28 protein-coding genes are annotated in these 22338 nt (G+C 67.2%); 17 read left to right on the top strand and 11 right to left on the bottom strand.

The features are described 5' to 3' along the window. The first annotated feature begins 101 nt into the window (after positions 1–101). Positions 102–866, top strand: a complete 765-nt coding sequence (locus AC2ITM_RS14775) for an alpha/beta fold hydrolase (RefSeq protein WP_486467391.1) — start codon at positions 102–104, stop codon at positions 864–866. Here the strand turns inward: AC2ITM_RS14775 and AC2ITM_RS14780 are convergent. Next, positions 842–1147 (bottom strand): hypothetical protein, encoded by a 306-nt coding sequence (locus tag AC2ITM_RS14780; RefSeq protein WP_486467392.1) that lies wholly within the window; start codon positions 1145–1147, stop codon positions 842–844. The genes AC2ITM_RS14775 and AC2ITM_RS14780 overlap by 25 nt on opposite strands. Before the next feature lie 457 nt (positions 1148–1604). Between AC2ITM_RS14780 and AC2ITM_RS14785 the strand changes: the two genes are divergently transcribed. Continuing rightward, positions 1605–1721: an entericidin A/B family lipoprotein gene (locus tag AC2ITM_RS14785; protein WP_486467393.1), complete on the top strand. Its 117-nt coding sequence runs from the start codon at positions 1605–1607 to the stop codon at positions 1719–1721. A 42-nt stretch (positions 1722–1763) separates the two neighbouring features. Here AC2ITM_RS14785 and lepA read toward each other — a convergent pair whose 3' ends face one another. Next, positions 1764–3563: a translation elongation factor 4 gene (gene lepA, locus AC2ITM_RS14790; protein WP_486467394.1), complete on the bottom strand. Its 1800-nt coding sequence runs from the start codon at positions 3561–3563 to the stop codon at positions 1764–1766. Between the two features lie 235 nt (positions 3564–3798). On the opposite strand from lepA, the gene AC2ITM_RS14795 reads away from it, so the two are divergent. Both AC2ITM_RS14795 and AC2ITM_RS14800 read left to right on the top strand, forming a co-directional pair. Next, complete coding sequence (locus AC2ITM_RS14795; RefSeq protein WP_486467395.1) at positions 3799–4575, top strand: MBL fold metallo-hydrolase; 777 nt, start codon at positions 3799–3801, stop codon at positions 4573–4575. 304 nt (positions 4576–4879) lie between these two features. After that, positions 4880–5098: a hypothetical protein gene (locus AC2ITM_RS14800; protein WP_486467396.1), complete on the top strand. Its 219-nt coding sequence runs from the start codon at positions 4880–4882 to the stop codon at positions 5096–5098. 4 nt (positions 5099–5102) lie between these two features. On the opposite strand, the gene AC2ITM_RS14805 is transcribed toward AC2ITM_RS14800, so the two are convergent. Further along, positions 5103–5561 carry a low molecular weight protein-tyrosine-phosphatase gene (locus AC2ITM_RS14805; RefSeq protein WP_486467397.1) on the bottom strand — a complete coding sequence of 153 codons (459 nt, stop codon included), beginning with the start codon at positions 5559–5561 and terminating at the stop codon, positions 5103–5105. 64 nt (positions 5562–5625) lie between these two features. Between AC2ITM_RS14805 and AC2ITM_RS14810 the strand changes: the two genes are divergently transcribed. Then, a complete protein-coding gene (locus AC2ITM_RS14810; protein WP_486467398.1) occupies positions 5626–6321 on the top strand; it encodes an NAD-dependent deacylase in 696 nt (231 codons plus the stop codon). Here AC2ITM_RS14810 and AC2ITM_RS14815 read toward each other — a convergent pair. The 3 genes from AC2ITM_RS14815 to AC2ITM_RS14825 all read right to left on the bottom strand — a co-directional run bounded on the left by AC2ITM_RS14815 (position 6318) and on the right by AC2ITM_RS14825 (position 9846). Beyond that, entirely contained in the window at positions 6318–8096 is a 1779-nt protein-coding gene (locus AC2ITM_RS14815) for an SLC13 family permease (protein ID WP_486467399.1), read from the bottom strand. The two genes, AC2ITM_RS14810 and AC2ITM_RS14815, sit on opposite strands and share 4 nt — an antisense overlap. A 62-nt stretch (positions 8097–8158) precedes the next feature. Beyond that, positions 8159–8992, bottom strand: a complete 834-nt coding sequence (locus AC2ITM_RS14820) for a TIGR00282 family metallophosphoesterase (RefSeq protein WP_486467400.1) — start codon at positions 8990–8992, stop codon at positions 8159–8161. Positions 8993–9117: 125 nt separating this feature from the next. Continuing rightward, positions 9118–9846: a M48 family metallopeptidase gene (locus tag AC2ITM_RS14825; RefSeq protein WP_486467401.1), complete on the bottom strand. Its 729-nt coding sequence runs from the start codon at positions 9844–9846 to the stop codon at positions 9118–9120. Between the two features lie 79 nt (positions 9847–9925). On the opposite strand from AC2ITM_RS14825, the gene AC2ITM_RS14830 reads away from it, so the two are divergent. Beyond that, positions 9926–10156, top strand: a complete 231-nt coding sequence (locus AC2ITM_RS14830; protein WP_486467402.1) for a hypothetical protein — start codon at positions 9926–9928, stop codon at positions 10154–10156. A gap of 5 nt (positions 10157–10161) precedes the next feature. On the opposite strand, the gene AC2ITM_RS14835 is transcribed toward AC2ITM_RS14830, so the two are convergent. Further along, positions 10162–10428 carry a DUF167 domain-containing protein gene (locus AC2ITM_RS14835; protein WP_486467403.1) on the bottom strand — a complete coding sequence of 89 codons (267 nt, stop codon included), beginning with the start codon at positions 10426–10428 and terminating at the stop codon, positions 10162–10164. Positions 10429–10508: 80 nt separating this feature from the next. Between AC2ITM_RS14835 and AC2ITM_RS14840 the strand changes: the two genes are divergently transcribed. Genes AC2ITM_RS14840 through AC2ITM_RS14850 form a run of 3 tightly spaced genes read left to right on the top strand, consistent with a single transcriptional unit; the run spans position 10509 to position 12930 of the window. Further along, entirely contained in the window at positions 10509–11612 is a 1104-nt protein-coding gene (locus AC2ITM_RS14840) for a class II histone deacetylase (protein WP_486469445.1), read from the top strand. 38 nt (positions 11613–11650) lie between these two features. Next, a complete protein-coding gene (locus AC2ITM_RS14845) occupies positions 11651–12229 on the top strand; it encodes a nitroreductase family protein (RefSeq protein ID WP_486467404.1) in 579 nt (192 codons plus the stop codon). Next, complete coding sequence (locus AC2ITM_RS14850; protein WP_486467405.1) at positions 12214–12930, top strand: EI24 domain-containing protein; 717 nt, start codon at positions 12214–12216, stop codon at positions 12928–12930. Before AC2ITM_RS14845 ends, AC2ITM_RS14850 begins: the two co-directional genes overlap by 16 nt. 69 nt (positions 12931–12999) lie before the next feature. Here the strand turns inward: AC2ITM_RS14850 and AC2ITM_RS14855 are convergent, their stop codons facing one another. From AC2ITM_RS14855 to fabA, 3 genes are all read right to left on the bottom strand, one after another. Then, positions 13000–13788, bottom strand: a complete 789-nt coding sequence (locus AC2ITM_RS14855; RefSeq protein ID WP_486467406.1) for an enoyl-ACP reductase FabI — start codon at positions 13786–13788, stop codon at positions 13000–13002. Between the two features lie 8 nt (positions 13789–13796). Continuing rightward, a complete protein-coding gene (gene fabB / locus AC2ITM_RS14860) occupies positions 13797–15026 on the bottom strand; it encodes a beta-ketoacyl-ACP synthase I (protein WP_486467407.1) in 1230 nt (409 codons plus the stop codon). A 116-nt stretch (positions 15027–15142) separates the two neighbouring features. Then, positions 15143–15652 carry a bifunctional 3-hydroxydecanoyl-ACP dehydratase/trans-2-decenoyl-ACP isomerase gene (gene fabA, locus AC2ITM_RS14865; protein WP_486467408.1) on the bottom strand — a complete coding sequence of 170 codons (510 nt, stop codon included), beginning with the start codon at positions 15650–15652 and terminating at the stop codon, positions 15143–15145. A gap of 198 nt (positions 15653–15850) precedes the next feature. Here fabA and irrA point away from each other — a divergent pair, with 198 nt between their 5' ends. Next, the gene (gene irrA / locus AC2ITM_RS14870) at positions 15851–16270 is read left to right on the top strand and encodes an iron response transcriptional regulator IrrA (RefSeq protein WP_486467409.1); all 420 of its coding nucleotides are present in this window, start codon (positions 15851–15853) and stop codon (positions 16268–16270) included. A 66-nt stretch (positions 16271–16336) separates the two neighbouring features. Here the strand turns inward: irrA and AC2ITM_RS14875 are convergent, their stop codons facing one another. Continuing rightward, a complete protein-coding gene (locus tag AC2ITM_RS14875; protein ID WP_486467410.1) occupies positions 16337–16765 on the bottom strand; it encodes an FKBP-type peptidyl-prolyl cis-trans isomerase in 429 nt (142 codons plus the stop codon). A gap of 209 nt (positions 16766–16974) precedes the next feature. Between AC2ITM_RS14875 and AC2ITM_RS14880 the strand changes: the two genes are divergently transcribed. The 7 genes from AC2ITM_RS14880 (at position 16975) to pcaG (ending at position 22289) form a co-directional block, all read left to right on the top strand. Then, positions 16975–17658, top strand: coding sequence for a haloacid dehalogenase type II (locus AC2ITM_RS14880; RefSeq protein WP_486469446.1), 684 nt, complete (start codon positions 16975–16977; stop codon positions 17656–17658). Then, a complete protein-coding gene (locus AC2ITM_RS14885) occupies positions 17658–18485 on the top strand; it encodes an alpha/beta fold hydrolase (RefSeq protein ID WP_486467411.1) in 828 nt (275 codons plus the stop codon). The genes AC2ITM_RS14880 and AC2ITM_RS14885 overlap by 1 nt, the downstream gene beginning before the upstream one ends. Then, on the top strand, positions 18482–19450 hold the full coding sequence (locus tag AC2ITM_RS14890) for a threonine ammonia-lyase (protein ID WP_486467412.1): 969 nt from the start codon (positions 18482–18484) through the stop codon (positions 19448–19450). The genes AC2ITM_RS14885 and AC2ITM_RS14890 overlap by 4 nt, the downstream gene beginning before the upstream one ends. Before the next feature lie 342 nt (positions 19451–19792). Further along, positions 19793–20584, top strand: coding sequence for a 3-oxoadipate enol-lactonase (pcaD, locus tag AC2ITM_RS14895; protein ID WP_486467413.1), 792 nt, complete (start codon positions 19793–19795; stop codon positions 20582–20584). Beyond that, positions 20574–20960 (top strand): 4-carboxymuconolactone decarboxylase, encoded by a 387-nt coding sequence (gene pcaC, locus AC2ITM_RS14900; RefSeq protein ID WP_486467414.1) that lies wholly within the window; start codon positions 20574–20576, stop codon positions 20958–20960. The genes pcaD and pcaC overlap by 11 nt, the downstream gene beginning before the upstream one ends. Further along, on the top strand, positions 20957–21685 hold the full coding sequence (pcaH, locus tag AC2ITM_RS14905) for a protocatechuate 3,4-dioxygenase subunit beta (RefSeq protein ID WP_486467415.1): 729 nt from the start codon (positions 20957–20959) through the stop codon (positions 21683–21685). Before pcaC ends, pcaH begins: the two co-directional genes overlap by 4 nt. A gap of 4 nt (positions 21686–21689) precedes the next feature. After that, positions 21690–22289 carry a protocatechuate 3,4-dioxygenase subunit alpha gene (gene pcaG / locus AC2ITM_RS14910; RefSeq protein WP_486467416.1) on the top strand — a complete coding sequence of 200 codons (600 nt, stop codon included), beginning with the start codon at positions 21690–21692 and terminating at the stop codon, positions 22287–22289. Positions 22290–22338: the final 49 nt, after the last annotated feature.

Here is a 22338-nt window from a genome sequence, read left to right on the forward strand (position 1 = left end):
CCGCTCAACCTAGCGCGGCCCCCGCGCCCCGCCAATCCCCGCAGGGCAGCCTTGCGACTTTGCCTCTGGCAGGGCACCGAGGCTTTGGCTATCGCTGGGCCATGCTGAACACCATCCGCCATGACGGCCCCGCCGATGCCACCCCCCTTCTGATCGCGCACGGGCTGTTCGGCTCGGGCCGGAACTGGGGGGTAATTGCCCGTCAGGTGGCGCAGACGCGCCCCGTCATCGCGGTGGACATGCGCAACCACGGCGCCTCGCCCTGGATGGCGGAACACAGCTATCCCGCCATGGCCGCCGACCTGGCCGAGGTGATCGAGGCCCAGGGCCGTCCCTGCCACGTGCTGGGCCATTCGATGGGCGGCAAGACCGCGATGGCGCTGGCGCTGACCCGCCCCGAGCTGGTCGTCAAGCTGATCGTCGGCGACATCGCCCCTGTCAGCTACGACCATTCCCAGCAGGAACATATCGACGCCATGCGCAGCGTCGACCTGGCGCATCTGACCCGCCGTTCCGAGGCCGAGGCCCAGCTGGCCGCCGCCGGTGTCGACAAGGCGCTGCAAAGCTTTTTCACGCAAAGCCTCGATGTGAAGGAAAAGGCGTGGAAGCTGAACCTGGACGTGCTGGAAGCCGAGATGCCGAAGATCCTGTCGTTCCCGCAGGACCTGACCGGCCCCTTCGACGGGCCCACGCTGATCTTGTCGGGCGCCACCAGCGACTACGTGCGCCCCGAATACCGCGCGCGGATCAAGACGCTGTTCCCCAATGCCAAGTTCGCCAAGATCCCCGGCGCCGGCCACTGGCTGCATGCCGACCGGCCCAGGGAATTCCTGGCCGCGGTTCAGCAGTTCCTGGACATGGCCTGAGGCACGACCTTCGCGAAGACCTGCGCCGCCATCGCCGGCGCCGGGCAACGCCCCCGGGCCTGCGAGCGCGCCACCGGGCGGGTCCGGCGCGGCCGCCCGGCCGTGCCCAATTTCAGCAGCGGCCCGCTGGCCAGCAGGCAAACCGCCAGAAGCGTCAGAAGTTCTGGCAGCGACCAGCCACTGCGCGACAGGATCCTCAGCCCGTCGGCCAGCTGCACCGCCATGCCCGTCATCGCTGCGCCCACCACGAATTGCAGAAAGAAGTGCCGAATGCGCGTCATCTGTGTCTCCTTCCTCCGGGATCTGAGAAGATGGTTAACATTCAAGTCCCCTGCGACACCTTGACCTGCATCAAGTGCCGCAACGTCATCCTGCCCGGGGTGCGACATTCTGTCAAATAGTGGCAAACACGGGCCTGCATTATTCGACACCCCGCCCGGGGAACCAGTTCAGCACTGCGGGCGTTTGCATGACAGCGGGGCCAATTTTCCCCTCTCCAACCGACGGATCTTCCATCCAGAAATCCGCCGGCTTCCCTGCGTGGGCGGCGCCAGCCGTCCAGGGAGGGAACAGGAAGTGCTTTGAGTAACGAGTGTCGGGGTCGGCCTGTGCCGACCCCTTTTCGTGTCAGCACAAGCGCCTGCCCGGATGCCCCCGCCCTCGCCTTTCCTTGTCTGGACCTGCGGCGGGACGGCCCCTAGAACGGGACGATCAATATATCCGAAGACGGGAAAGACGATGATCAGACTGGGACTGTGCCTGGCCCTTGTCCTGGGCCTTGCCGCCTGCGAGACGGTGAAGGGCGCCGGCCGCGACCTGCAGAATGCCGGCAACGCCATGGAGCGCGCCTTCTGAGGGCGCCAAAGCAGAAAGGCCGGGGTTTCCCCCGGCCTTTTGTCATTCGTCCATCTTGAGCGCGGAAATGAAGGCTTCCTGCGGGATCTCGACCTTGCCGAACTGCCGCATCTTCTTCTTGCCCGCCTTCTGCTTGTCCAGCAGCTTGCGCTTCCGGGTGGCGTCGCCGCCATAGCATTTCGCCGTCACATCCTTGCGCAGCGCCGACAGAGTTTCCCGCGCGATCACCTTGCCGCCGATGGCGGCCTGAATCGGGATCTTGAACATGTGGCGCGGGATCAGGTCCTTCAGCTTTTCGCACATCGCCCGGCCGCGCATCTCGGCGCGATCACGGTGCACCATCATCGACAGCGCATCGACGGGTTCGTCGTTCACCAGAATCTGCATCTTGACCAAGCTGTCCTCGCGGTAGCCGGTCAGATGGTAGTCAAAGCTGGCGTAGCCCTTGGTCACCGATTTCAGCCGGTCGTAGAAGTCGAAGACGACCTCGTTCAGCGGCAGGTCATAGACCACCAGCGGCCGCGAGCCGGCATAGGTCAGTTCCTGCTGGATGCCGCGGCGGTCCTGGCACAGCTTCAGCACGTCGCCCAGATATTCGTCGGGCACCATGATGGTGGCCTTGATGCGGGGCTCTTCGATATGGCTGACATAGGTCAGGTCGGGCATGTCGGCGGGGTTGTGCAGCTCCCGCATCGTGCCGTCTTTCATATAAAGGTGATAGACCACCGACGGCGCGGTGGTGATCAGCTCGATGTCGTATTCGCGTTCCAGCCGGTCCCGGATCACCTCAAGGTGCAGCAGACCCAGGAAGCCGCAGCGGAAGCCAAAGCCGAGCGCCGCCGAGGTCTCCATTTCATAGGAGAACGAGGCATCGTTCAGCGCCAGCTTCTCGATCGCGTCGCGCAGGTCCTCGAATTCCGCGGAATCGACCGGGAAGAGGCCACAGAACACCACGGGGATCGAGGGCTTGAAGCCCGGCAGAGCGGTTTCCGCGCCCTTCTTCTCGTGGGTGATGGTGTCGCCGACCTTGGTGTCGCGCACCTGCTTGATCGAGGCGGTGATAAAGCCGATCTCGCCCGGGCCCAGTTCGTCGACGTTCTGCATCGCGGGGCGGAAGACGCCGATCCGGTCGATCTGGTGGATCGTGCCGTTGCGCATGAACTTCACGCGGTCGTTCTTCTTCATCACCCCGTCCATGATGCGGACCAGGACGACGACGCCCAGATAGCTGTCGTACCACGAATCGACCAGCATCGCCTTCAGCGGCGCGTTGCGGTCGCCCTTGGGCGCGGGCAGGCGGTGGCAGATCGCCTCGAGGGTCTCGTGGATGCCGATGCCCGACTTCGCGGAGACCAGCAGCGCATTCGAGGCATCAATGCCGATCACGTCCTCGATCTGCTCCTTGATGCGTTCGGGTTCGGACGCCGGCAGGTCGATCTTGTTGAGGACGGGGATGATCTCGTGGTTGGCATCGATCGCCTGATAGACGTTAGCCAGGGTCTGCGCCTCGACGCCCTGCGTGCTGTCGACGACCAGCAAAGAGCCCTCGACCGCATGCATCGAACGGCTGACTTCGTAGGCAAAGTCGACGTGTCCGGGCGTGTCGATCAGGTTCAGGACATACAGCTCGCCATTGTCGGCGATATATTCGATCCGGACGGTGTTCGCCTTGATCGTGATGCCACGCTCGCGCTCGATATCCATGGAATCGAGCAGCTGCTCCTTCATCTCGCGGTCCGAGACGGTGTTCGTGGACTGGATCAGCCGGTCGGCCAGGGTGGATTTCCCGTGGTCGATGTGGGCAACGATGGAGAAGTTACGGATATGCGCGAGATCGGTCATGATGGGCAGCATATGCGGGGGAAACCGCGTTTTGGCAAGTGGCTTGACGCGGCGCCGGGGCCCGGTTGGGCCCCCTGTATTTCATGGCCCCGCCCCGCCTGCCGCAGGACCGCACGCCCCACCTTTCTTCCGCTGCGTCCATTGCATCATTGTCTCTGGCCCTTGCAGCAATGTAGATGACCCGTGGCCCTCTGCAGACGGCCGGTATTGGTTTGACGATTAAGAGGACAGTTCGATGGCAACACGCAGGCACATGATGATGGGACTGGGGTCCCTGCCGCTGCTGGCCGCAGGCCTGCTTGCCACCCGGGCCCATGCCGCCCAGCCGGCGCCGGGCGATTCCTTCGCCACCCCGCAGGGCGGCACGGTGCAGATCGACACGCTTGGCCGGGCCGGGCTGCTGGTGCAGGCGGACGGCAAGGTGATCTATGTCGATCCGGTGCTGCAACCCGACGCGCTGGACAGCCTGCCCGCCCCGGACCTGGTGCTGATCACCCATCACCACGCCGACCATTTCGACTATCGGCTGCTCGACACGCTGATCGCGCAGCATCCGGCGCTGAAGCTTGTCACCAATGCCAACCTGGCGCGGCAGATGGCCGGTGCGCTGAAGCCCGCGACCACGGGGCTGGCGAATGGCGGCAGCACCCGCTTCGGCGACATCGCGATCACCGCCGTTGCGGCCTACAACACCTCGCAGGACCGGCGCTATTACCACCCCAAGGGACGCGACAACGGCTATCTGCTGACCATCGGCGGGCTGCGCATCTACATCACCGGCGACACCGAGATCACCCCGGAGATGCGCGCCCTGGGCCCGGTCGACATCCTGGCCCTGCCGCTGTCAACGACCTATGTGGCCGACCCGGAAGAAAGCGCCCGGATCGTCGCCCTGACCGGTGCCCGGACGGTCTTTGCCCAGCCCGACAGCGCCACGGATCCGAGCGCCTTCGAAACGGCCCTGCAGCAGATCGCCCCCGGGATCGACCTGCGCCTGCCCCCGCCCGGCTGAGGCCCATCGGCGGAAGCTTGCCGCAGGCGCAGGCCGGACGTTGCCAGCCCGCCGCGAATCCCCCAGCATCCGCGCCAGATCCCGCCGGGCCTCCGGCCGGATCCCCGGTGCGGACAAGGGCAAAGGCCCGGGCGCGCTGCGGCAAGGATGGGCTCAAGCCAGGGACAGGCACATGAAAGGGACATTGCGCGCCACTCTTCGGGGTGGCCTCATTCCATTTACGACGATAGCATTTGCGGGACTTGCGCTGGTCGCGGTCCCCTCGGCGGGCCAGGCCGGCCCCGGCCCGATCGGCAACGCCTGCATGAGCAGCGGCGCCCGTTCGGCCAGCCCCCAGGTCTGTTCCTGCCTGCAAAGCGTCGCCGACCAGACGCTGGCGCGCGGCGACCAGAAGCTGGCGGCCAAGCTGATGATGAAACCCGAAATGGTGGACGAGCTTCAGGCCTCGCAATCCAGCGACAAGCGCGCCTTCTGGAGCCGCTATGTCTCGTTCGGGTCGGCCGCGCGCAACAGCTGCTCGTAAGCGTTCAGGCTGCGGGCAGATCGGCCAGCAGCCCCTTCGCACAATCCTCGATCAGGTCCAGCGCCCCGTCGAAATCGCGGGTGTACCAGGGATCGGGAACCTCGGTCGCGCCGAAATGGCGCGATTCCTGCCCCAGATAGTCGGTGAACAGCCGCACCGGGGTCGTGTTGCCGGCCGGGCGCAGCGCCTCCAGATCGGCGCGGTTCTGGGCATCCATCGCCAGGATCAGGTCGAATTCCCCGAAATCCGTCCGCCGCACCTGCCGCGCCCGCAGGCCCGACAGGTCATAGCCGCGCGCCGCCGCCGCCTGCTGCATCGGGCCATAGGGCGCCTCTCCGGCATGCCAGCCGCCGGTGCCCGCCGAATCGAGCCTCATCCCCGGGGCCAGTGCCCGCACCACCCCCTCGGCCGTGGGCGAGCGGCAGATGTTTCCAAGGCAGACGAACAGGATGGATGTGGTCATGGGCGTCCTCGCTGTGGCACGGTAGGGCAAGGCTAGGGCACCGGAACCGAAGGGAAAAGGGCAGATGGACAAGATCGTGATCCTGACAGGCGCCGGGATTTCGGCAGAAAGCGGCCTGGGCACCTTCCGCGCCGCCGGGGGCCTGTGGGAACAGCACCGGGTCGAGGATGTCGCGACGCCCCAGGCCTTTGCCCGCGATCCCGGGCTGGTGCAGCGCTTCTACAACGCCCGCCGCGCCGCCGCCGCCCAGGCCCGCCCCAACGCCGCCCATGCGGCCCTGGCCCGCCTGCAGCGCGATTATGCAGGCGAGGTCGTCATCGTCACCCAGAACGTCGATGGCCTGCACGAGGCTGCGGGCGCGCAGGTCCTGCACATGCACGGCGCGCTGTCCGGGGCGCTCTGCGCGGCCTGCGGCCACCGCTGGCCTGCCCCCATGGTCATGCACACGCCCGAACCCTGCCCCGCCTGCACCGCCCCCGCCGGGCGCCCCGACATCGTCTGGTTCGGCGAGGTGCCCTATCACATGGAGGACATCCTCGGGCATCTGGAAAGCTGCGGGCTGTTCGCGGCCATCGGCACCTCGGGTCAGGTTTACCCGGCGGCGGGCTTCGTGCAGGCTGCCGATGCCGCGGGCGCCCATACGATCGAGCTGAACCTGGAAGCCTCGGCCGTGCACAGCGATTTCGCCGAAGTGCGCCAGGGCCCGGCCACGCAGGTCGTGCCCGCCTGGGTCGAGGCGCTGCTGTCGGGGTCCATTTAGGCGCCCCAGATGATGCGGATGGCGGCCGAGACGATGAGGCCCATCGAGAGGTTCAGCGGGATGCCGATCCTGAGGAAGTCGGCAAAGCGGTAGCCGCCCGGTCCGTAGACCAGCGTGTTGGTCTGGTAGCCGATCGGGGTCGCGAAGCTGGCCGAGGCCGCGATCATCACCGCGATCACCAGGGGCCGCGCGTCGATCCCCATGGCGCCCGCCAGCCCCACCGCGATCGGCGTCATCACCACCGCCACCGCGTTGTTGGACACCAGCTCTGTCAGCACCGAGGTCAGCAGGTAGATCGACCAGATCACCAGGAAGGGCGGCAGATGCGACATCGCGGGCGCGATCGCATCGACGATCAGCGTCACCGCGCCGGTGTGCTGCAGCGCCACCCCGATCGCCAGCATCGAGAAGATCAGCGCCAGCAGCCGGCCGTCGACCATCTCGAAGGCCTCGTCGCTGTCGATGCAGCGCGTCAGCAGTACCACCGCCACCGCCAGCACCGACAGCAGCAGCACCGGCGCCACCCCGATCCCCGCCAGACCCACGATCGACAGGATCGCCAGGATCGCGATCGGCGCATGCGAGCGGCGGTAGGCGCGTTCCGAGGGCGCGCTGACCTCGACCAGCTCCATCTCTTCGGCCAGGCGCTTGATGTCGCCGGGCGCGCCCTCCAGCAGCAGCGTGTCGCCCACCTTGACCACCAGCTCGTCGATCTGGCGGCCGATGTTCTGGTTGCGCCGGTGCACCGCCAGCGGATAGACGCCAAAGCGCCGCCGCAGCCGCATCGCGCCGATGCTGCGCCCGTCCATCTTGCAGCCCGGGGTGATCAGCACCTCGACGGTGGTGGTCTCGACCGCGCTGACCTGGTCGACGCGCTTCAGGCTCTTGTCGCGCTGCAGGCTCAGCAGTTCCGAGATCTCCGAGCGCAGCACCACCCGGTCGCCCACCTGCAGCGTGACGCCCTTCAGCTCGCGGCGCAGGCTTTCGTCGCCGCGGATTACGTCGATCAGCCGCACCCCCTCGCGGCGGAACAGCTGCACGCCGGTCACCTCGCGGCCGATCAGGTTGCTGTCGGGGGGGATGACGGCCTCGGTGAAGAACTTCATCTTCGAACGCGCCCCCAGCATCGAGGCCATGGAATCGCGTTTGGGCAGCAGAAAGCGCGAGGTCAGCCGCAGGTACAGCATCCCCCACAGCACGACGATGATGCCGATGGGGGTGACCTCGAAGATGCCGAAGGGCTGGAGGCCCTGCGCCCGCGCCACGCCATCCACCAGCAGGTTGGTCGAGGTCCCGATCAGCGTCAGCGTGCCGCCCATGATCGCCGCATAAGACAGCGGGATCAGCAGTTTCGACGGCGCCTTGCCAAGCGCCTTGGCCATCTGGATGAAGACCGGGATCATGACGACGACGACGGGCGTGTTGGACACGATGGCCGAGGACCCCAGCACGAAGGCGAACAGCCCGGCCAGCGCCAGCCGCGGCCGCCGGCTGGCCTGGGCGGTGGCCAGGCGGGTAAAGCTTTCCAGGGCGCCGGTGCGCACCAGGGCGGCCATGACGATGAACATCGCCCCGATGGTCCAGGGCGCGGGGTTCGCCAGCACCTTTAGCGCGTCGTCATAGGGCAGAAGCCCCGTCGCCAGCATCAGCGCCACGCCCCCGATGGCCACCACCTCGGTCGGAAAGATCTCGCGCACGAAAAGCACGAACATCCCGAGCACGACGACAAGCGAAAATACCGCCTGCCAGGTCTCGGGAAGGGCAAGCATCGTCATCTGGCAGCATCCCGTCCGGTCATCGGCCCATCTAGGCCCAGCCCGGCGGCCGAGGCAAGGCTTCAGCCCGCCGCGGGCACCGGCGCGGGTCCCGCAGGCTGCAGCCGGCCACCCTGACGCACCATCTCGATGCGGGTCGCGGCCCCGGTGCGGTCATCGGTCTCGACATAGACGCCCGACACGGTGGCGGCCCCCTCGGCCGGGCTGAAGCGTTCGCGCACCATGCCGGTGACGAAGCGGCGCAGCGGCTCGGCCTTGTCCATGCCGATGACGGAATCGTAATCGCCGCACATGCCCGCGTCGCTCAGGAAGGCGGTGCCGCGCGGCAGGATCTGCGCGTCGGCGGTCGGCACATGGGTATGCGTGCCCACCACCAGGCTGGCCCGGCCATCGCACCAGTGCCCCATCGCCATCTTCTCTGACGTGGCCTCGCAATGCACATCCACCACCGCGGCCTGCACCATCCCGCCGCGCGGATATTTCTTCAGCACTGCCTCGATATGGCTGAACGGATCCTCGAAGGGCCGCTTCATGAAGACCTGGCCCAGCACCTGCGCCACCAGCACCTTGCGCCCGCCCGGGGCATCGAAGACCCGCGCGCCCACGCCCGGCGCCTCCTTCGCATAGTTCAGCGGCCGGATGATCCGGGGCTCGCGGCCGATGGCCTGCAGCATGTCCTTCTGGTCGAAGGCATGATCCCCCAGCGTCACCACATCGGCGCCAGCGGTCAGGAATTCCTGCGCATGGGTGCCCGACAGGCCCGCGCCATGGGTGGCGTTCTCGCCATTGACCACGACGAAATCAAGCTTCCAGGCCGTCCGCAGGCGCGGCAGCCACTCCGCGATGGCGGCGCGCCCGGCGCGACCCATCACATCTCCGAGGAACAGGATCTTCATGGCCCCGGCCTACGCGGGCGCCCTGCGAAAGGCAAGCCGCGCCCCTTTCATCTTTCTCCAAATATGCCGGGGGAGTCGCGCAGCGACGGGGGCAGAGCCCCCTGCCCGGCCGCCCCCCCGCGCTTTCAGTCCAGCCCCTTGCGCCGGGCCGCCCGCACCGCCCGCTTGACCGTCGCCAGGCGCTCGGCATTGGGCGGGTGGCTGCCCAGGAATTCCTCGCCCGGATCGGGCAAACGCTGAAAATACTGCGCGCCCCGAAGCGGATTGTAGCCCGCCGCCAGCGCGATCTGCGCCCCCAGGTAATCGGCCTGCAGCTCGAAGGTCTTGGAATAAGAGCGCGCGCCGTATTCCGCCCCGATCGCCATCGCTTCCTTCTGCTCCTCGGGGCTGGCACCGCTGCGCGCAGCCGCCTCGGCATAGACCCGGGCCCCCTCTGCGGAATAGAGGCGCTGCTTGGCCAGGTGATCCAGAATGTGGTGGCTGGCCTCATGGCTCATGACAAAGGCCAGCTCGTCGGGATTGCGCATGTCCGACACCAGCGCCAGCGTGAAGATCAGCACCGGCTGATCGTCGCGGTCCAGCGTCTGATAGGCATTGGCCTGGCGCCAGGGCGTCGTATCGATCAGGATCTTGAAGGCGCAGTGGCCATCCTTGCGCTTGCGCCGGCAGACCTTCTCGGCCACCGGCTCGACGGTCGAGGCCACCTTGGAGAACTGCGCGGCCGCAGCCGCAGGGCCCAGCCGGGCCTCGTTGTCAGGGGCAGGTGCAGCCGTCTGCTGCGGGGTCGAACAACCCGCCAGCGCCACCGCCCCCAGCAGCGCCACCAGCCCCCCTGCCCGGCCAAGATGCCGCATGATCCGCGCACAGCCGGAGATTACCGTTTTTCTCAACTCGCCCATTCCCCGCCGCGTTACCCCGGGATAAACCAGAAGCATGTTTACGATTGAACACGAATTCGACTGCACCGTTGTGACCCTGGTCGATGATGGACCGGCCCCTCTTCAGGAGGACGTCGTCATCAATGCCTTCGAGGAATGCATCACCGTCGAACAATATGATCCGCGCACGGACGAGATGCGCAAGGTGACATTTTCGATCGCCCAGATGCGTGACCTTGCTGCCGCGCTGAACCTGCCCGAAGGCGCCTACAGTCTCAAGAAGTAGCGCGCTCATTCCCGGGCCACCCGAAACACTTTCTCGCGAGAGGTCTGGCCCTGGGCCAGATCCAGCCGACCGGGCGCCAGGCCCATCGCCTTGGCCAGCAGCCGGCGCACCGCGTCATTGGCCTTGCCGCCCTCGGGGACGCAGGTGACATAGACGCGCAGCAGCCCGTCTTCCTCGACGATCCGCTCGCGCGAGGCCTTGGGCGTCACCCGCACCGCCACCATCGCCCCCGGAATGGCCCGTGCCGTCAGGTCCGGCAATTTCACGGCCATCGCGGCCTCCTGCTGCTCTTGCACCGGACGCATCCCGCGTCCACCTTGCCCCCAACAATAGCGGAGACTGAGCGATGTCAATGAAATCGGGCTTCTACTGGGACGAACGTTGCTTCTGGCACGCAGGTGGCAACTATGCCCTGACCCTGCCGATCGGCGGCTACGTGCAGCCGCTGGCGGCCGGTGGCCTGCCCGAAAGCCCCGAAACCAAGCGGCGTCTGAAGAACCTGATGGATGTCTCGGGGATCATGGCCGATCTGCACGCCGCCTCGGCCGCCCCCGCCAGCCGCGAGGATCTGCTGCGCATCCACCCCGCCAGCTACCTCGATGCCTTCAAGGCGAAATCCGACACCGGCGGCGGGGAACTGGGCCTGCGCACCCCCTTCGCCCAGGGCGGATACGAGATCGCGGCCCTGTCGGCGGGCCTGGCCACCCAGGCGCTGTCGGACGTGATGACCGGCGTCGTCGCCAATGCCTATGCGCTGTCGCGCCCGCCGGGGCACCACTGCCTGCCCGACTGGCCGAACGGGTTCTGCCTGATGGCCAATATCGCCATCGCGATCGAAGCCGCCCGCGCCAGGGGCCAGGGCAAGCGTTTCGTCGTGCTGGACTGGGACGTGCACCACGGCAACGGCACCGAGGCGATCTTCTACGAAGATCCCGACGTGCTGACGATCTCGATCCACCAGGAAAAGAACTATCCCCTGGACACCGGAGAGATCACGGATCGCGGCCGGGGCGCGGGGCTCGGCGCCAACATGAACATCCCCCTGCCCCCCGGCGCCGGCCATGTGGCCTATCTGGACGTGATGGACCGCATCGTGCTGCCCGCCATCGACCGCTTTGCCCCCGATGTGATCATCGTCGCCTGCGGCTTCGACGCCGGGATCTTCGATCCGATCGCCCGGATGCTGTGCACCGTCGAAACCTATGGCCAGATGACCGCCCGGGTGAAGGACGCAGCCCATCGCCTGTGCGACGGCCGCCTGCTGATGGTCCACGAGGGCGGCTATTCCGAGGCCTACGTGCCCTTCTGCGGCCACCGCGTGATCGAGGTCCTTTCGGACAGCGCCCATACCGTCCCCGATCCGATGGCCACCACCGTCGCCGCCCGCCAGCCCAACGCCCGGATGGATGCCTTCCTGCACGATCTGGTGACCGAGATGGCCGCAGAATTCGCCTGATCCCCGGAACCCTCTGCAAGACAAGAAAGGACAGCCCCATGCCCGACCGCAACGATGCCGCCCTGGGTTTCCTGCTGAACCGCCGCTCGCGACCCGCCAAGACCCTGCAGCTGCCGGTGCCCTCGCGCGACCAGCTGCTGCCGCTGCTGACCGCCGCCGCCCGCACCCCCGACCATGGCAAGCTGGAGCCCTGGCGCTTCATCGTGCTGGAACGCCCCGCGCTGGCCCGGCTGGCCGAGCTGGCCCAGACCCGCGCCACCGCCGCCGGCCGCACCCCCGAACAGATCGCCAAGGACCGCGCGCAATACGATCAGGGCCTGCTGGCCGTGGCGGTGATCGAAAGCCCGAAAGCCTCCGACAAGGTGCCGCCGCTGGAACAGACCTATTCCGCCGGCGCCGCCTGCCTGGCGCTGCTGAACGCGGCGCTGGCGGCGGGCTGGGGGGCGAACTGGCTGTCGGGCTGGCCCTCGACCGATCCCGGGTTCTGCGCCGAAGGGCTGGGCCTGCAGCCCCAGGAACGGGTCGTCGGGCTGGTGCACATCGCCACCGAAACCGTCGCCGCCCCGGAACGCCCGCGCCCTGACCTTGACCAGGTGGTGACATGGATTTCGGACTGATCCTGCGGGCCTTTTCCCGGGCGCTGGCGCAGATCGGCGACCCGCGCTTTCGCAAGGTGCTGTTCCTCGGGCTGGGTCTGACCATCGGCCTGCTGGTCGCGGCCTGCATCGCGGTCTGGTACGGGCTGGAATGGCTGACCGGCCCCGACGTGACCCTGCCCTGGATCGGCACGGTGCACTGGATCGACACGCTGGCGGCGGCCTCGGGCGTGCTGGCAATGATGGTGCTGTCGGTCTTCCTGATGATCCCGGTCGCCTCGGCCTTCACCTCGCTCTTCCTCGATGACGTGGCCGAGGCGGTCGAGCACCGCCATTACCCCCAGCTGCCCGATGTCCCCGGCCAAAGCATCCCCGACGCCATCCGCGACACGCTCAGCTTCCTTGGCGTGATGATCGTGGCGAACATCCTGGCCTTCGCGCTCTACCTGATGTTCCCGCCGCTGGCGCCGCTGATCTTCTGGGGGCTGAACGGCTTCCTGCTGGGGCGCGAATACTACACCCTCGCCGCCGTCCGCCGCCTGCCCGCCGATCAGGTCAAGGACCAGCGCCGCCGCAACGCCCCCACCATCTGGGCCGCCGGCATCCTGATGGCGATCCCGCTGTCGATCCCGCTGCTGAACCTGGTGATCCCGATCATCGGCGCGGCCACCTTCACCCATATCTTCCACGGCACGCAGCAAAAGGCCCGGCGCGTCGCCTGACGCCCGGACCTCTGCTTCATCTTTCCAAAAATATGCACGTCGCGCCCTTTCAACCGGCGCGACGGCAGATCAGAGGTTCTCGGACTGCGGCATGCCCAGCACGTGGTAGCCGCCATCGACCCGGATGATCTCGCCGCTGGTGCAGGCGCCGGCATCAGAGGCCAGATAGACCGCCGTGCCGCCGATCGCCTCAAGCGTCGCATTGGCGCGCAGCGGCGCGTTGGCCTCGGTCTGGCGGAAGGTCTTGCGTGCGCCCCCAATGGCAGCCCCCGCCAGCGTCTTCATCGGCCCCGGCGAGATCGCGTTCACCCGGATGCCCTCGGGGCCCAGATCGTTCGCCAGATAGCGCACGGCCGATTCCAGCGCCGCCTTGGCCACGCCCATCACGTTGTAGAACGGCGTCACCCGGGTCGAGCCCTGGTAGGTCAGCGTCAGGATCGTGCCGCCTTCCTTCATCAGCGGCTGCGCCCGGCGCGCCACGTCGATCAGCGAGTAGCAGGAAATATCCAGCGAGTTCTTGAAGTTCGCCCGGCTGGTGTTGATGAAGCGCCCCGCCAGCTCGTCCTTGTTGGAATAGGCGATGGCATGGACCACGAAATCGAGGCCCCCCCATTCCTGTTCCAGCAGCCCGAAGGCCTGGTCCATCGAGGCGTCGTCGGTGACATCCGCATCCACCAGCAGCTTGACGCCCAGCTGTTCCGCCAGCGGCTTCACCCGCTTGCCGAAGGCCTCGCCCTGATAGGTGAAGGCCAGTTCCGCCCCCGCCTCTGCCATAGCCTTCGCGATGCCCCAGGCGATCGAGCGGTCGTTCGCGACCCCCATCACGAGGCCGCGTTTGCCTGCCATCAATCCCGTCATGTCTTGTGTCACCCGTCGAAGCGGGACAGCAGCATCGATCCGTTCGTGCCGCCGAACCCGAAGGAGTTGGTCATTACCGTGTCAAGTCCGGCCCCTTCGATCAGCGCCGTGGCGATCTCTTCCGGCGCCAGCGCCGGGTCGAGGGTCTCCACGTTGATCGAGGGGGCGATGAAATCCTGCTCCAGCATCAGCAGGCAGAAGATGGCTTCCAGCGCGCCGGCGGCGCCCTGGGCATGGCCGGTCATCGACTTGGTGCTGCTGATCAGCGGCGTCGTGCCCTGGCCGAAGACCCGGCGCACGGCCTGGACCTCGCCCACGTCGCCCACCGGGGTCGATGTGCCATGGGCGTTGATATAGCCCACCTTGCGGCCCGCGGGCAGGGTTTCCAGCGCCAGGCGCATCGCGCGCTCGCCGCCCTCGCCCGAGGGCGCCACCATGTCATGCCCGTCCGAGGTCGCGGCATAGCCCGTCACCTCGGCATAGATCTTGGCGCCGCGCGCCTTGGCGTGCTCCAGCTCTTCCAGCACGACGATGCCGCCGCCGCCCGAGATGACAAAGCCGTCGCGACCCGCATCGAACGCGCGCGAGGCCTGGTCAGGCCGATCATTGTATTTCGAGGACATCGCCCCCATCGCGTCGAACAGGCACGACAGGCTCCAGTCCAGTTCCTCGGCGCCGCCGGCGAACATGACATCCTGCTTGCCCAGCATGATCTGTTCCGCCGCATTGCCGATGCAATGCAGCGAGGTCGAGCAGGCCGAGGTGATGGAATAGTTGATGCCCTTGATCTTGAAGGCCGTCGCCAGGTTGGCCGAGATCGTCGAGCTCATGCATTTCGGCACGGCGAAGGGGCCGATGCGCTTGGTGGCGCCGCTTTTCAGCACCGACTGGTGGGCCGCGAACATCGCGCTGGTCGAGGGGCCTCCCGATCCCGCCACCAGGCCGGTGCGCGGGTTGATCACGTCGGCTTCCTCAAGCCCCGCATCGGCGATGGCCTGGGTCATGGCGATGTGCGCATAGGCCGCACCCGGCCCCATGAAGCGCAGGGCGCGCTTGTCGACATGTTCGGCCACGTCGATCTTCAGGGTGCCCGCGATCTGGCTGCGGAACCCGTGTTCGGCCATCTCGGCGCTTGCCTCGATGCCGGAGCGCCCCGCCTTCAGCGACGCAGCGACTTCTGCGGCGTTGTTTCCGATCGAGGAAACGATCCCCAGCCCGGTGACCACGACTCGGCGCATGGCGCCCTCCTTCCGTTGAACGCCCGGGGACCTTCAGGGCCACCGCGACGTCCGCTTTCGCATCTCGTTTCGGCGGCGGCCCCGAAGCGGCACCGCCAGTCTTGCGTCAGGTCCCGTCAGGATTCCGACAGGGCGACCTTCATGTCCTTGACCATGTAGATGACTTCGCCATCTGCCTCGACGCGGCCGTCGGCCACGCCCATGGTCAGCCGGCGGGTCTGCACGGCCTTGGTGAAGTCCACATAGTACTTCAGCATCTTGCGGTCAGGGCGCACCATGCCGGTCAGCTTCACTTCGCCGACACCCAGGGCATAGCCCCGCCCCTGCCAGCCGCGCCAGCCCAGGTTGAAGCCCGTCAGCTGCCACAGACCGTCCAGGCCCAGGCAGCCCGGCATGATCGGGTTGCCCGGGAAGTGGCAGTCGAAGAACCACAGATCCGGCGTGATATCGAATTCCGCCACCACATGCCCCTTGCCATGGGCACCGCCGTCACCGGAAACCTCGGTGATGCGGTCCATCATCAGCATGGGCGGCGCGGGCAGCTGCGCGTTACCGGGGCCGAAAAGCTCTCCGCGCGCGCATTTCAGAAGATCGTCCCGATCAAAATAGCTGGGATAGTCGGCCATTCAGCCCCGCCTCTTTCCTGTCTTCTCGTCTTGCATCCCGCCCCCTCTATCACCGCGTCAACACGCCATGCAAGTGCGCGGGGCCCTGCCGTTCCGACAGCACCGCCGCACCCCTGACGCAAGGGAAACGCGGGCCGGTTGCACTCGACCCTCTTTTTTTCCTATATTGCCAGGCGAACTACAGGATACAAGATCGCCATGAATGGAACGGCAACCGAACGCGGCGCCGCCTGGCTTGCAAGGGCCGGCCTGCGACCGACCCGGCAGCGTCTGGGCCTTGCCACGCTGCTGGTCGGCGATGGCAATGATCGCCACGTCACCGCGGAAAGCCTGTTTGCCGCCGCCAAGGACAATGGCCAGCCGGTATCTCTGGCCACGGTCTACAACACCCTGCGCGCGTTCTGCGACGCGGGTTTGATGCGGGAAATCACGGTCGACGGATCGCGCAGCTATTTCGACACCAAGATGCACGACCATCCGCATTTCTACTGGGAAGACGACGGCGAACTGACCGACGCCCCCTCGGAAGAGCTTGAGATCATGCGCCTGCCCCGGGCCCCCAAGGGCGCGCGCATCGCCAAGGTCGACGTGGTGATCCGCCTGACCCGCGACAGCTGAGCGCCGCTGCGGATCAAAAAGGGCCCGCCGGATGGCAGGCCCTTTCGCTGTGTACCGGATCGCCGCTCAGCGGATCTCGACCATCTCGACGTCAAAGATCAGGTCCTTGCCGGCCAGCATGTGGTTCGCGTCCAGCGTCACTTCCTCGGCGCCGACCTCGGTCACGGTGACCGGAATCGCGCGGCCGTCGGGGGTCTGCATCTGCAGCTGCAGGCCCACTTCCAGCGGGATCGAATCCGGGATGGCGTTGCGCGGCACCGCCTGGGTCGCGTTCGGATCCCGCTCGCCATAGGCTTCCAGGCAGGGGATCTCGACCTTCTTGGTGTCGCCCACGGCCATGCCGGGGATCGCCTTGTCCAGGCCGGGGATGATCTGGCCCGATCCGACGACGAATTCCAGCGGCTCGCGGCCGGCGGAGCTGTCGAAGGTGGTGCCGTCGGTCAGGGTGCCGGTGTAGTGAATGCGGACGGTATCGCCTGCCTTTGCAGTGCTCATGGCCTCTCCAATCCTTTCGGGGGGTGAATTGCGGGGCCGGCGTCGCTCTCGCCGGGTGCCCGTCTCCGGGGGCAGCCTAACCTACCCGGCCCCGGGGTGCAAACCGACCGCCCTTTCCCTGCCGTCCGCCCCGTGGCAGTCTGCCCCCACCACCGGAGGGGGGGAGGACCCACATGCCCGAATTTTCCGCGTCGGACGAGGCCGCCCGGCTGCCCGTCACCACCTGCGTCTTCGATGCCTACGGGACGCTGTTCGACGTGGCCGCCGCCGCCCGAGAGGCGGCCTCGGACCCGGCCTTTCCGCAGCTGGCACCGCACTGGCCCGCCATCGCCGCCATCTGGCGCACCAAGCAGCTGGAATATTCCTGGCACCGCGCCATCCGCGGCCTGCACTGCGATTTCTGGCAGGTGACGGTCGATGGCCTCGATTACGCGCTGGAGGCCGAGGGGATGCAGGACGAGGCCCTGCGCCGCCACCTGCTGTCGCTCTACCGGCGGCTGACGGCCTTTGCCGATGTCCCCGAGACCCTGCAACGGCTGCGCGCGAAGGGGCTGAAGACGGCGATCCTGTCGAACGGCGCGCCCACGATGCTGGCGGATGCGGTGGCCTCGGCGGGGATCGGCGGGATGCTGGATGCGGTCCTGTCGGTGGAAACCATCGGCCTCTTCAAACCCGCGCCGGTGGTCTACGACCTGGTGGGGCGGCGCTTTCACACCCAACCCGCGCAGGTCCTTTTCGTCAGTTCGAACGGCTGGGATGCGTCCTCGGCCGCGGCCTACGGTTTCGTCACCGCCTGGGTGAACCGCGACGGCCTGCCGATGGACCGCCTGCCCGGCGAGCCCGCCCATGTCCTGCCCGACTTCACCGCCCTGCCCGACCTGGAGATCTACTGATGCCCCATTTCCACACCCCCGACGGCACGCGCCTTTACTACGAGGACCAGGGCACCGGCACCCCCGTTCTGTGCCTGGCCGGCCTGACCCGCAATTGCCGCGATTTCGACTTCGTGGCGCCGACGCTTGCGGGGGTACGGATGATCCGCATGGACTACCGCGGCCGCGGCCTGTCGGACTGGCCCGGCCCCGCAGGCTACACCATCCCGCAAGAGGCCGCCGATGCGCTGGCGCTGCTCGACCATCTGGGGATCGCGCGGGCGGCCATCCTGGGGACCTCGCGCGGCGGGCTGATCGCCATGGCCCTGGGACTGACCGCAAAGGACCGGCTGCTGGGCGTGGCCTTCAACGACGTGGGCCCGGTGGTCGATCCGGCAGGGCTGCAGGCCATCGGCACCTACCTGGGCCGCGTTCCCGACGCCGCGACCGTCGCCGATGTCGCCCGCGCCCGGCTGACGGACCCCGCCTTCCCCGGCGTGCCGCTGGACCGCTGGCTGGCCTATAGCGCCGTCACCCTGCAGGACACGCCCCAGGGCCTGGCACTGCGCTATGATGCGCGCCTGCGCGATGCCGTCTTCCCCCCCGATGCCGCCCCCGCCGCCGAACTGCCCGACCCCTGGACCTTCTTCGCACCGCTCCTCGACCTGCCGGCAGCGGTGATCCATGCCGAAAATTCCGACATCCTGTCGGCCGAAACCGCGGCCGAGATGGCCCGCCGCCACCCCTCGCTGATCCTCGCCACGATCCCCGATCGCGGCCACATCCCCTTCCTCGACGAACCGGGCGCCACCGACGCCCTCCTCAGATGGCTGGAAAGACTGCAATGAACATCGACATGATCGAGGCCGCCGCCGCGCGCCTTGCCGGACATGTGCGCCACACGCCGCTTCTGTCCTCTCCCTTCCTCGACCAGATCGCCGGCCGCCGGGTGCTGGTCAAGCCCGAGTGCCTGCAGCACACCGGCTCGTTCAAGTTCCGCGGCGCCTGGTCGGCCATTTCCGCCCTCAGCCCGGCCGAGCGCGCAGCCGGCGTCATCGCCTTCTCCTCGGGCAACCATGCCCAGGGCGTGGCCCATGCGGCGGCGCTGCACGGCATCCCCTCGGTCATTATCATGCCCTCGGACGCCCCGGCGCTGAAACTGGCCAACACCCGCGCCCTCGGTGCCGAGGTCATCCCCTACGACCGCGCCACCGAGGACCGCGACGCCCTCGGCGCGCGCCTTGCCGCCGAACGCGGCCTGACCCTGATCAAGCCCTTCGACGAACCCCAGGTGATCGCGGGCCAGGGCACCATCGGGCTGGAAATCGCCGCCGACGCCCAGGCCATGGGCCTCACCCAGGCCGAGGTCCTGGTCTGCTGCGGCGGCGGCGGCCTGACCTCGGGCGTGGCACTGGCGCTGGCGGCCAAGGCCCCCGGCATGACCGTGCGCCCGGTGGAACCCGAGGGCTTCGACGACGTCGCCCGTTCCCTTGCCGCAGGCGAAATCCGCCGCAATCAGGCGCTCTCGGGCAACATCTGCGACGCCATCGTCACGCCGCAGCCGGGGGACATCACCTTCCCGATCCTGAAGGCCCATTGCGGCCCGGGCCTGGCGGTCTCGGAAACCGAGGCGCTTCAGGCCATGGCCCAGGCCTTCCTGCGCCTCAAGATCGTGGCCGAACCGGGCGGCGCCGTCTCCCTCGCCGCGGCCCTCTGGCGCGCCGACCAGCTGCAATCAGACACGGTGATCGCCGTCGTCTCGGGCGGCAATGTCGACCCCGGGATGTTCGCCCGCGCCCTCGCCACGCTCTGACCCCACCCCTCCCCCCTTTCATCTTTCCCCAAATATGTCGGGGGGAGGGCCGCAGGCCCGGGGGGCAGAGCCCCCTCACTGCCACATCACATGCCCTTCGAAACCGCCCTCCCCGGATTTCGACCGCAATTTTAGTTGACAAAGATAATTGCTTTTGTCACTCAGCTTCCAGGGAGGACGTCAGCATGACATATGGGAAGACCCGTTCAGGGCACCGGGCCCCTTCGGCCAGCCGGACTATCGCGGCCCGCCCGCAGGCTCTATCGTGGCGGCATCCGGCCTTCCGGGCAGCCCGCTGATCCCTTCCGCAAGGCCCAGAAATCAATTGGGAATCCCAGCCGCATGAAGATCGCAGACCTTTCCGCCCTGAAAATCCACTACACCGATGAAGGCGATCCGAACGGCGCCCCCATCGTCTTTGCCAACTCGCTGGGCACCGACCTGCGGCTCTGGGACAAGCTGGTTCCGCTGCTGCCCGCCGGCCTGCGCATCATCCGCTACGACAAGCGCGGCCACGGCCTGACCCAGGCGACGCCTGCCCCCTATTCCATGGGCACGCTGATCCGCGACGTGGAAATGCTGCTCGACCATCTGGCCGTGAAGGACGCGATGTTCGTGGGCCTGTCGATCGGCGGCATGATCGGCCAGGGCCTGGCGGTCAAGCGCATGGACCTGGTGCGGTCGCTGGTGATCTCGAACTCGGCCGCCAAGATGGGCACGGCCGAGATGTGGAACACCCGCATCGCCAACTGCCGCGCCAATGGCGTGGCCTCCATCGCCGAAGTCACCATGGAGCGCTGGTTCGGCAAGCGCTTCCGCGCCACGGCCGAACTGGAAGCCTGGCAGAACATGCTCTCGCGGCAGGACCTTGAGGGCTACACCGGCTGCTGCGCCGCCATCGCCGGCACTGATTTCTACACCCCCACCTCGGGCCTGCGGCTGCCCGTGCTGGGCATTGCGGGCACCGAGGACGGCTCGTCTCCGACCGATCTGGTGCGCGAGACGATCGACCTGGTTCCAGGGTCGAAATTCGCCATGATCCGCGGCGCGGGCCATCTGCCCTGCGTCGAGGACCCCGAAGAATACGCCCGCATTCTCAACGACTTCATCAAGGAGACCGGCCATGTCCACTGATCGTTTCGAAACCGGCATGAAGGTCCGCCGCTCGGTGCTGGGCGACGCCCATGTCGACCGCGCGGAAAAGAACAAGACCGATCTCGACCTGCCCTTCCAGACCCTGATCACCGAGGGCGCCTGGGGCACGGTCTGGGCCAGTGACGGCATCACCAAGCGCGAACGCTCGATGATCACCCTGGCCCTGCTGGCTGCCACCGGGAACTTCGAGGAGATCCCGATGCATATCCGCGCCACCGCGAATACCGGCGCAAGCAAGTCCGACGTGCTGGAAGCCTTCCAGCATGTCGCCATCTACGCAGGCGTGCCCAAGGCCAACCATGCCCTGAAGCTCGCCAAGGCAACCTACGCCGAAATGGAGGAGGAGACCCAATGACCGACCTCGGCCCGCTGATCCCGCGCAATCGCGACGCGCACCCCCCCGGCTATGACATCGGCTACAAGACCTCCGTGTCCCGCTCTCCGAGCTGGCCGCTCTTGTCGATGGAAAGCACCCCCTCCGAGGAAACCGGCCCGCGTTTCGGCCATTCCATGCTGGGTGCGCTCGACAACAACCTGATCCTGAACTGGACCAAGGGTGCCGCCCCCGCCGTGGGCGAACGCATCCTGGTCCACGGGCAGGTGCTGGATGAAAACAACCGGCCCGTCCCCCACACTCTGGTCGAGATCTGGCAGGCCAATGCCGGTGGCCGCTACCGCCACAAGAAGGACGTGTATTTCGCGCCCCTCGATCCGAACTTCGGCGGCTGCGGGCGCACCATCACGGACGAGAACGGCTACTACCAGTTCCTGACCATCCGCCCCGGTGCCTATCCTTGGATGAACCGCGGCAATGACTGGCGGCCGATGCACATCCACTTCTCGGTCTTCGGCCACAGCTTCGGCCAGCGGCTGATCACCCAGATGTACTTCCAGGGCGACCCGCTGGTCGACATCTGCCCGATCGTCAACACGATCAAGGACAAGGCCGCCATCGGCAACCTGATCGCGCCGCTTGACCTGTCGCATTCGCGGCCGATGGATTTCCTGGCGTACAAGTTCGACATCGTGCTGCGCGGCCGCCGCCAGACGATGTTCGAGAACAAGCTGGAGGGGATGTAAGATCATGGTCCAGAAACTGAATGTCCTGCAGGAATCCGCGTCCCAGACCGCCGGTCCCTATGTCCATATCGGCTGCATGCCGACCTATGCGGGCAATGCCGGCGCCTACGAGATCGAAACCGGAGAGCGCATCTTTACCGATGGCGCCAAGGGCGAGATCATCGAGATCACCGGTGAGGTCCGCGACGGCATGGGCTGGACCCTGCGCGACGTGATGCTGGAAACCTGGCAGGCGGATGCCGCGGGCATCTACCCCGGCCAGGAGGGCGCCGATCCGAACGTCACCGGCTATTCCCGCGTGGCGGCCGATTTCGAAACCGGCAAATTCACCATCCGCACCGTCAAGCCCGGTGCCACCAAGGGCCGTGGCGGCGTGATGCAGGCGCCGCACATTTCCCTGTGGCTGGTGGCGCGCGGCATCAACATCGGCCTGCAGACCCGCTGCTATTTCGAGGACGAAGACAACAGCGCCGACCCGGTGCTGAACCGGATCGAGCAGCGCACCCGCGTCCAGACCCTGATCGCGAAGAAGACCGGCGATGGCCAGTACAGCTTCAACATCATCATCCAGGGCGAGGGCGAGACGGTCTTTCTGGACGTCTGACCCCCGGCCCGGGCCTGTGCAGCCCGGTGCCGCTTTGCTAGACATCCCC

Source organism: Pseudooceanicola sp. NS-SX9, from assembly GCF_057380705.1.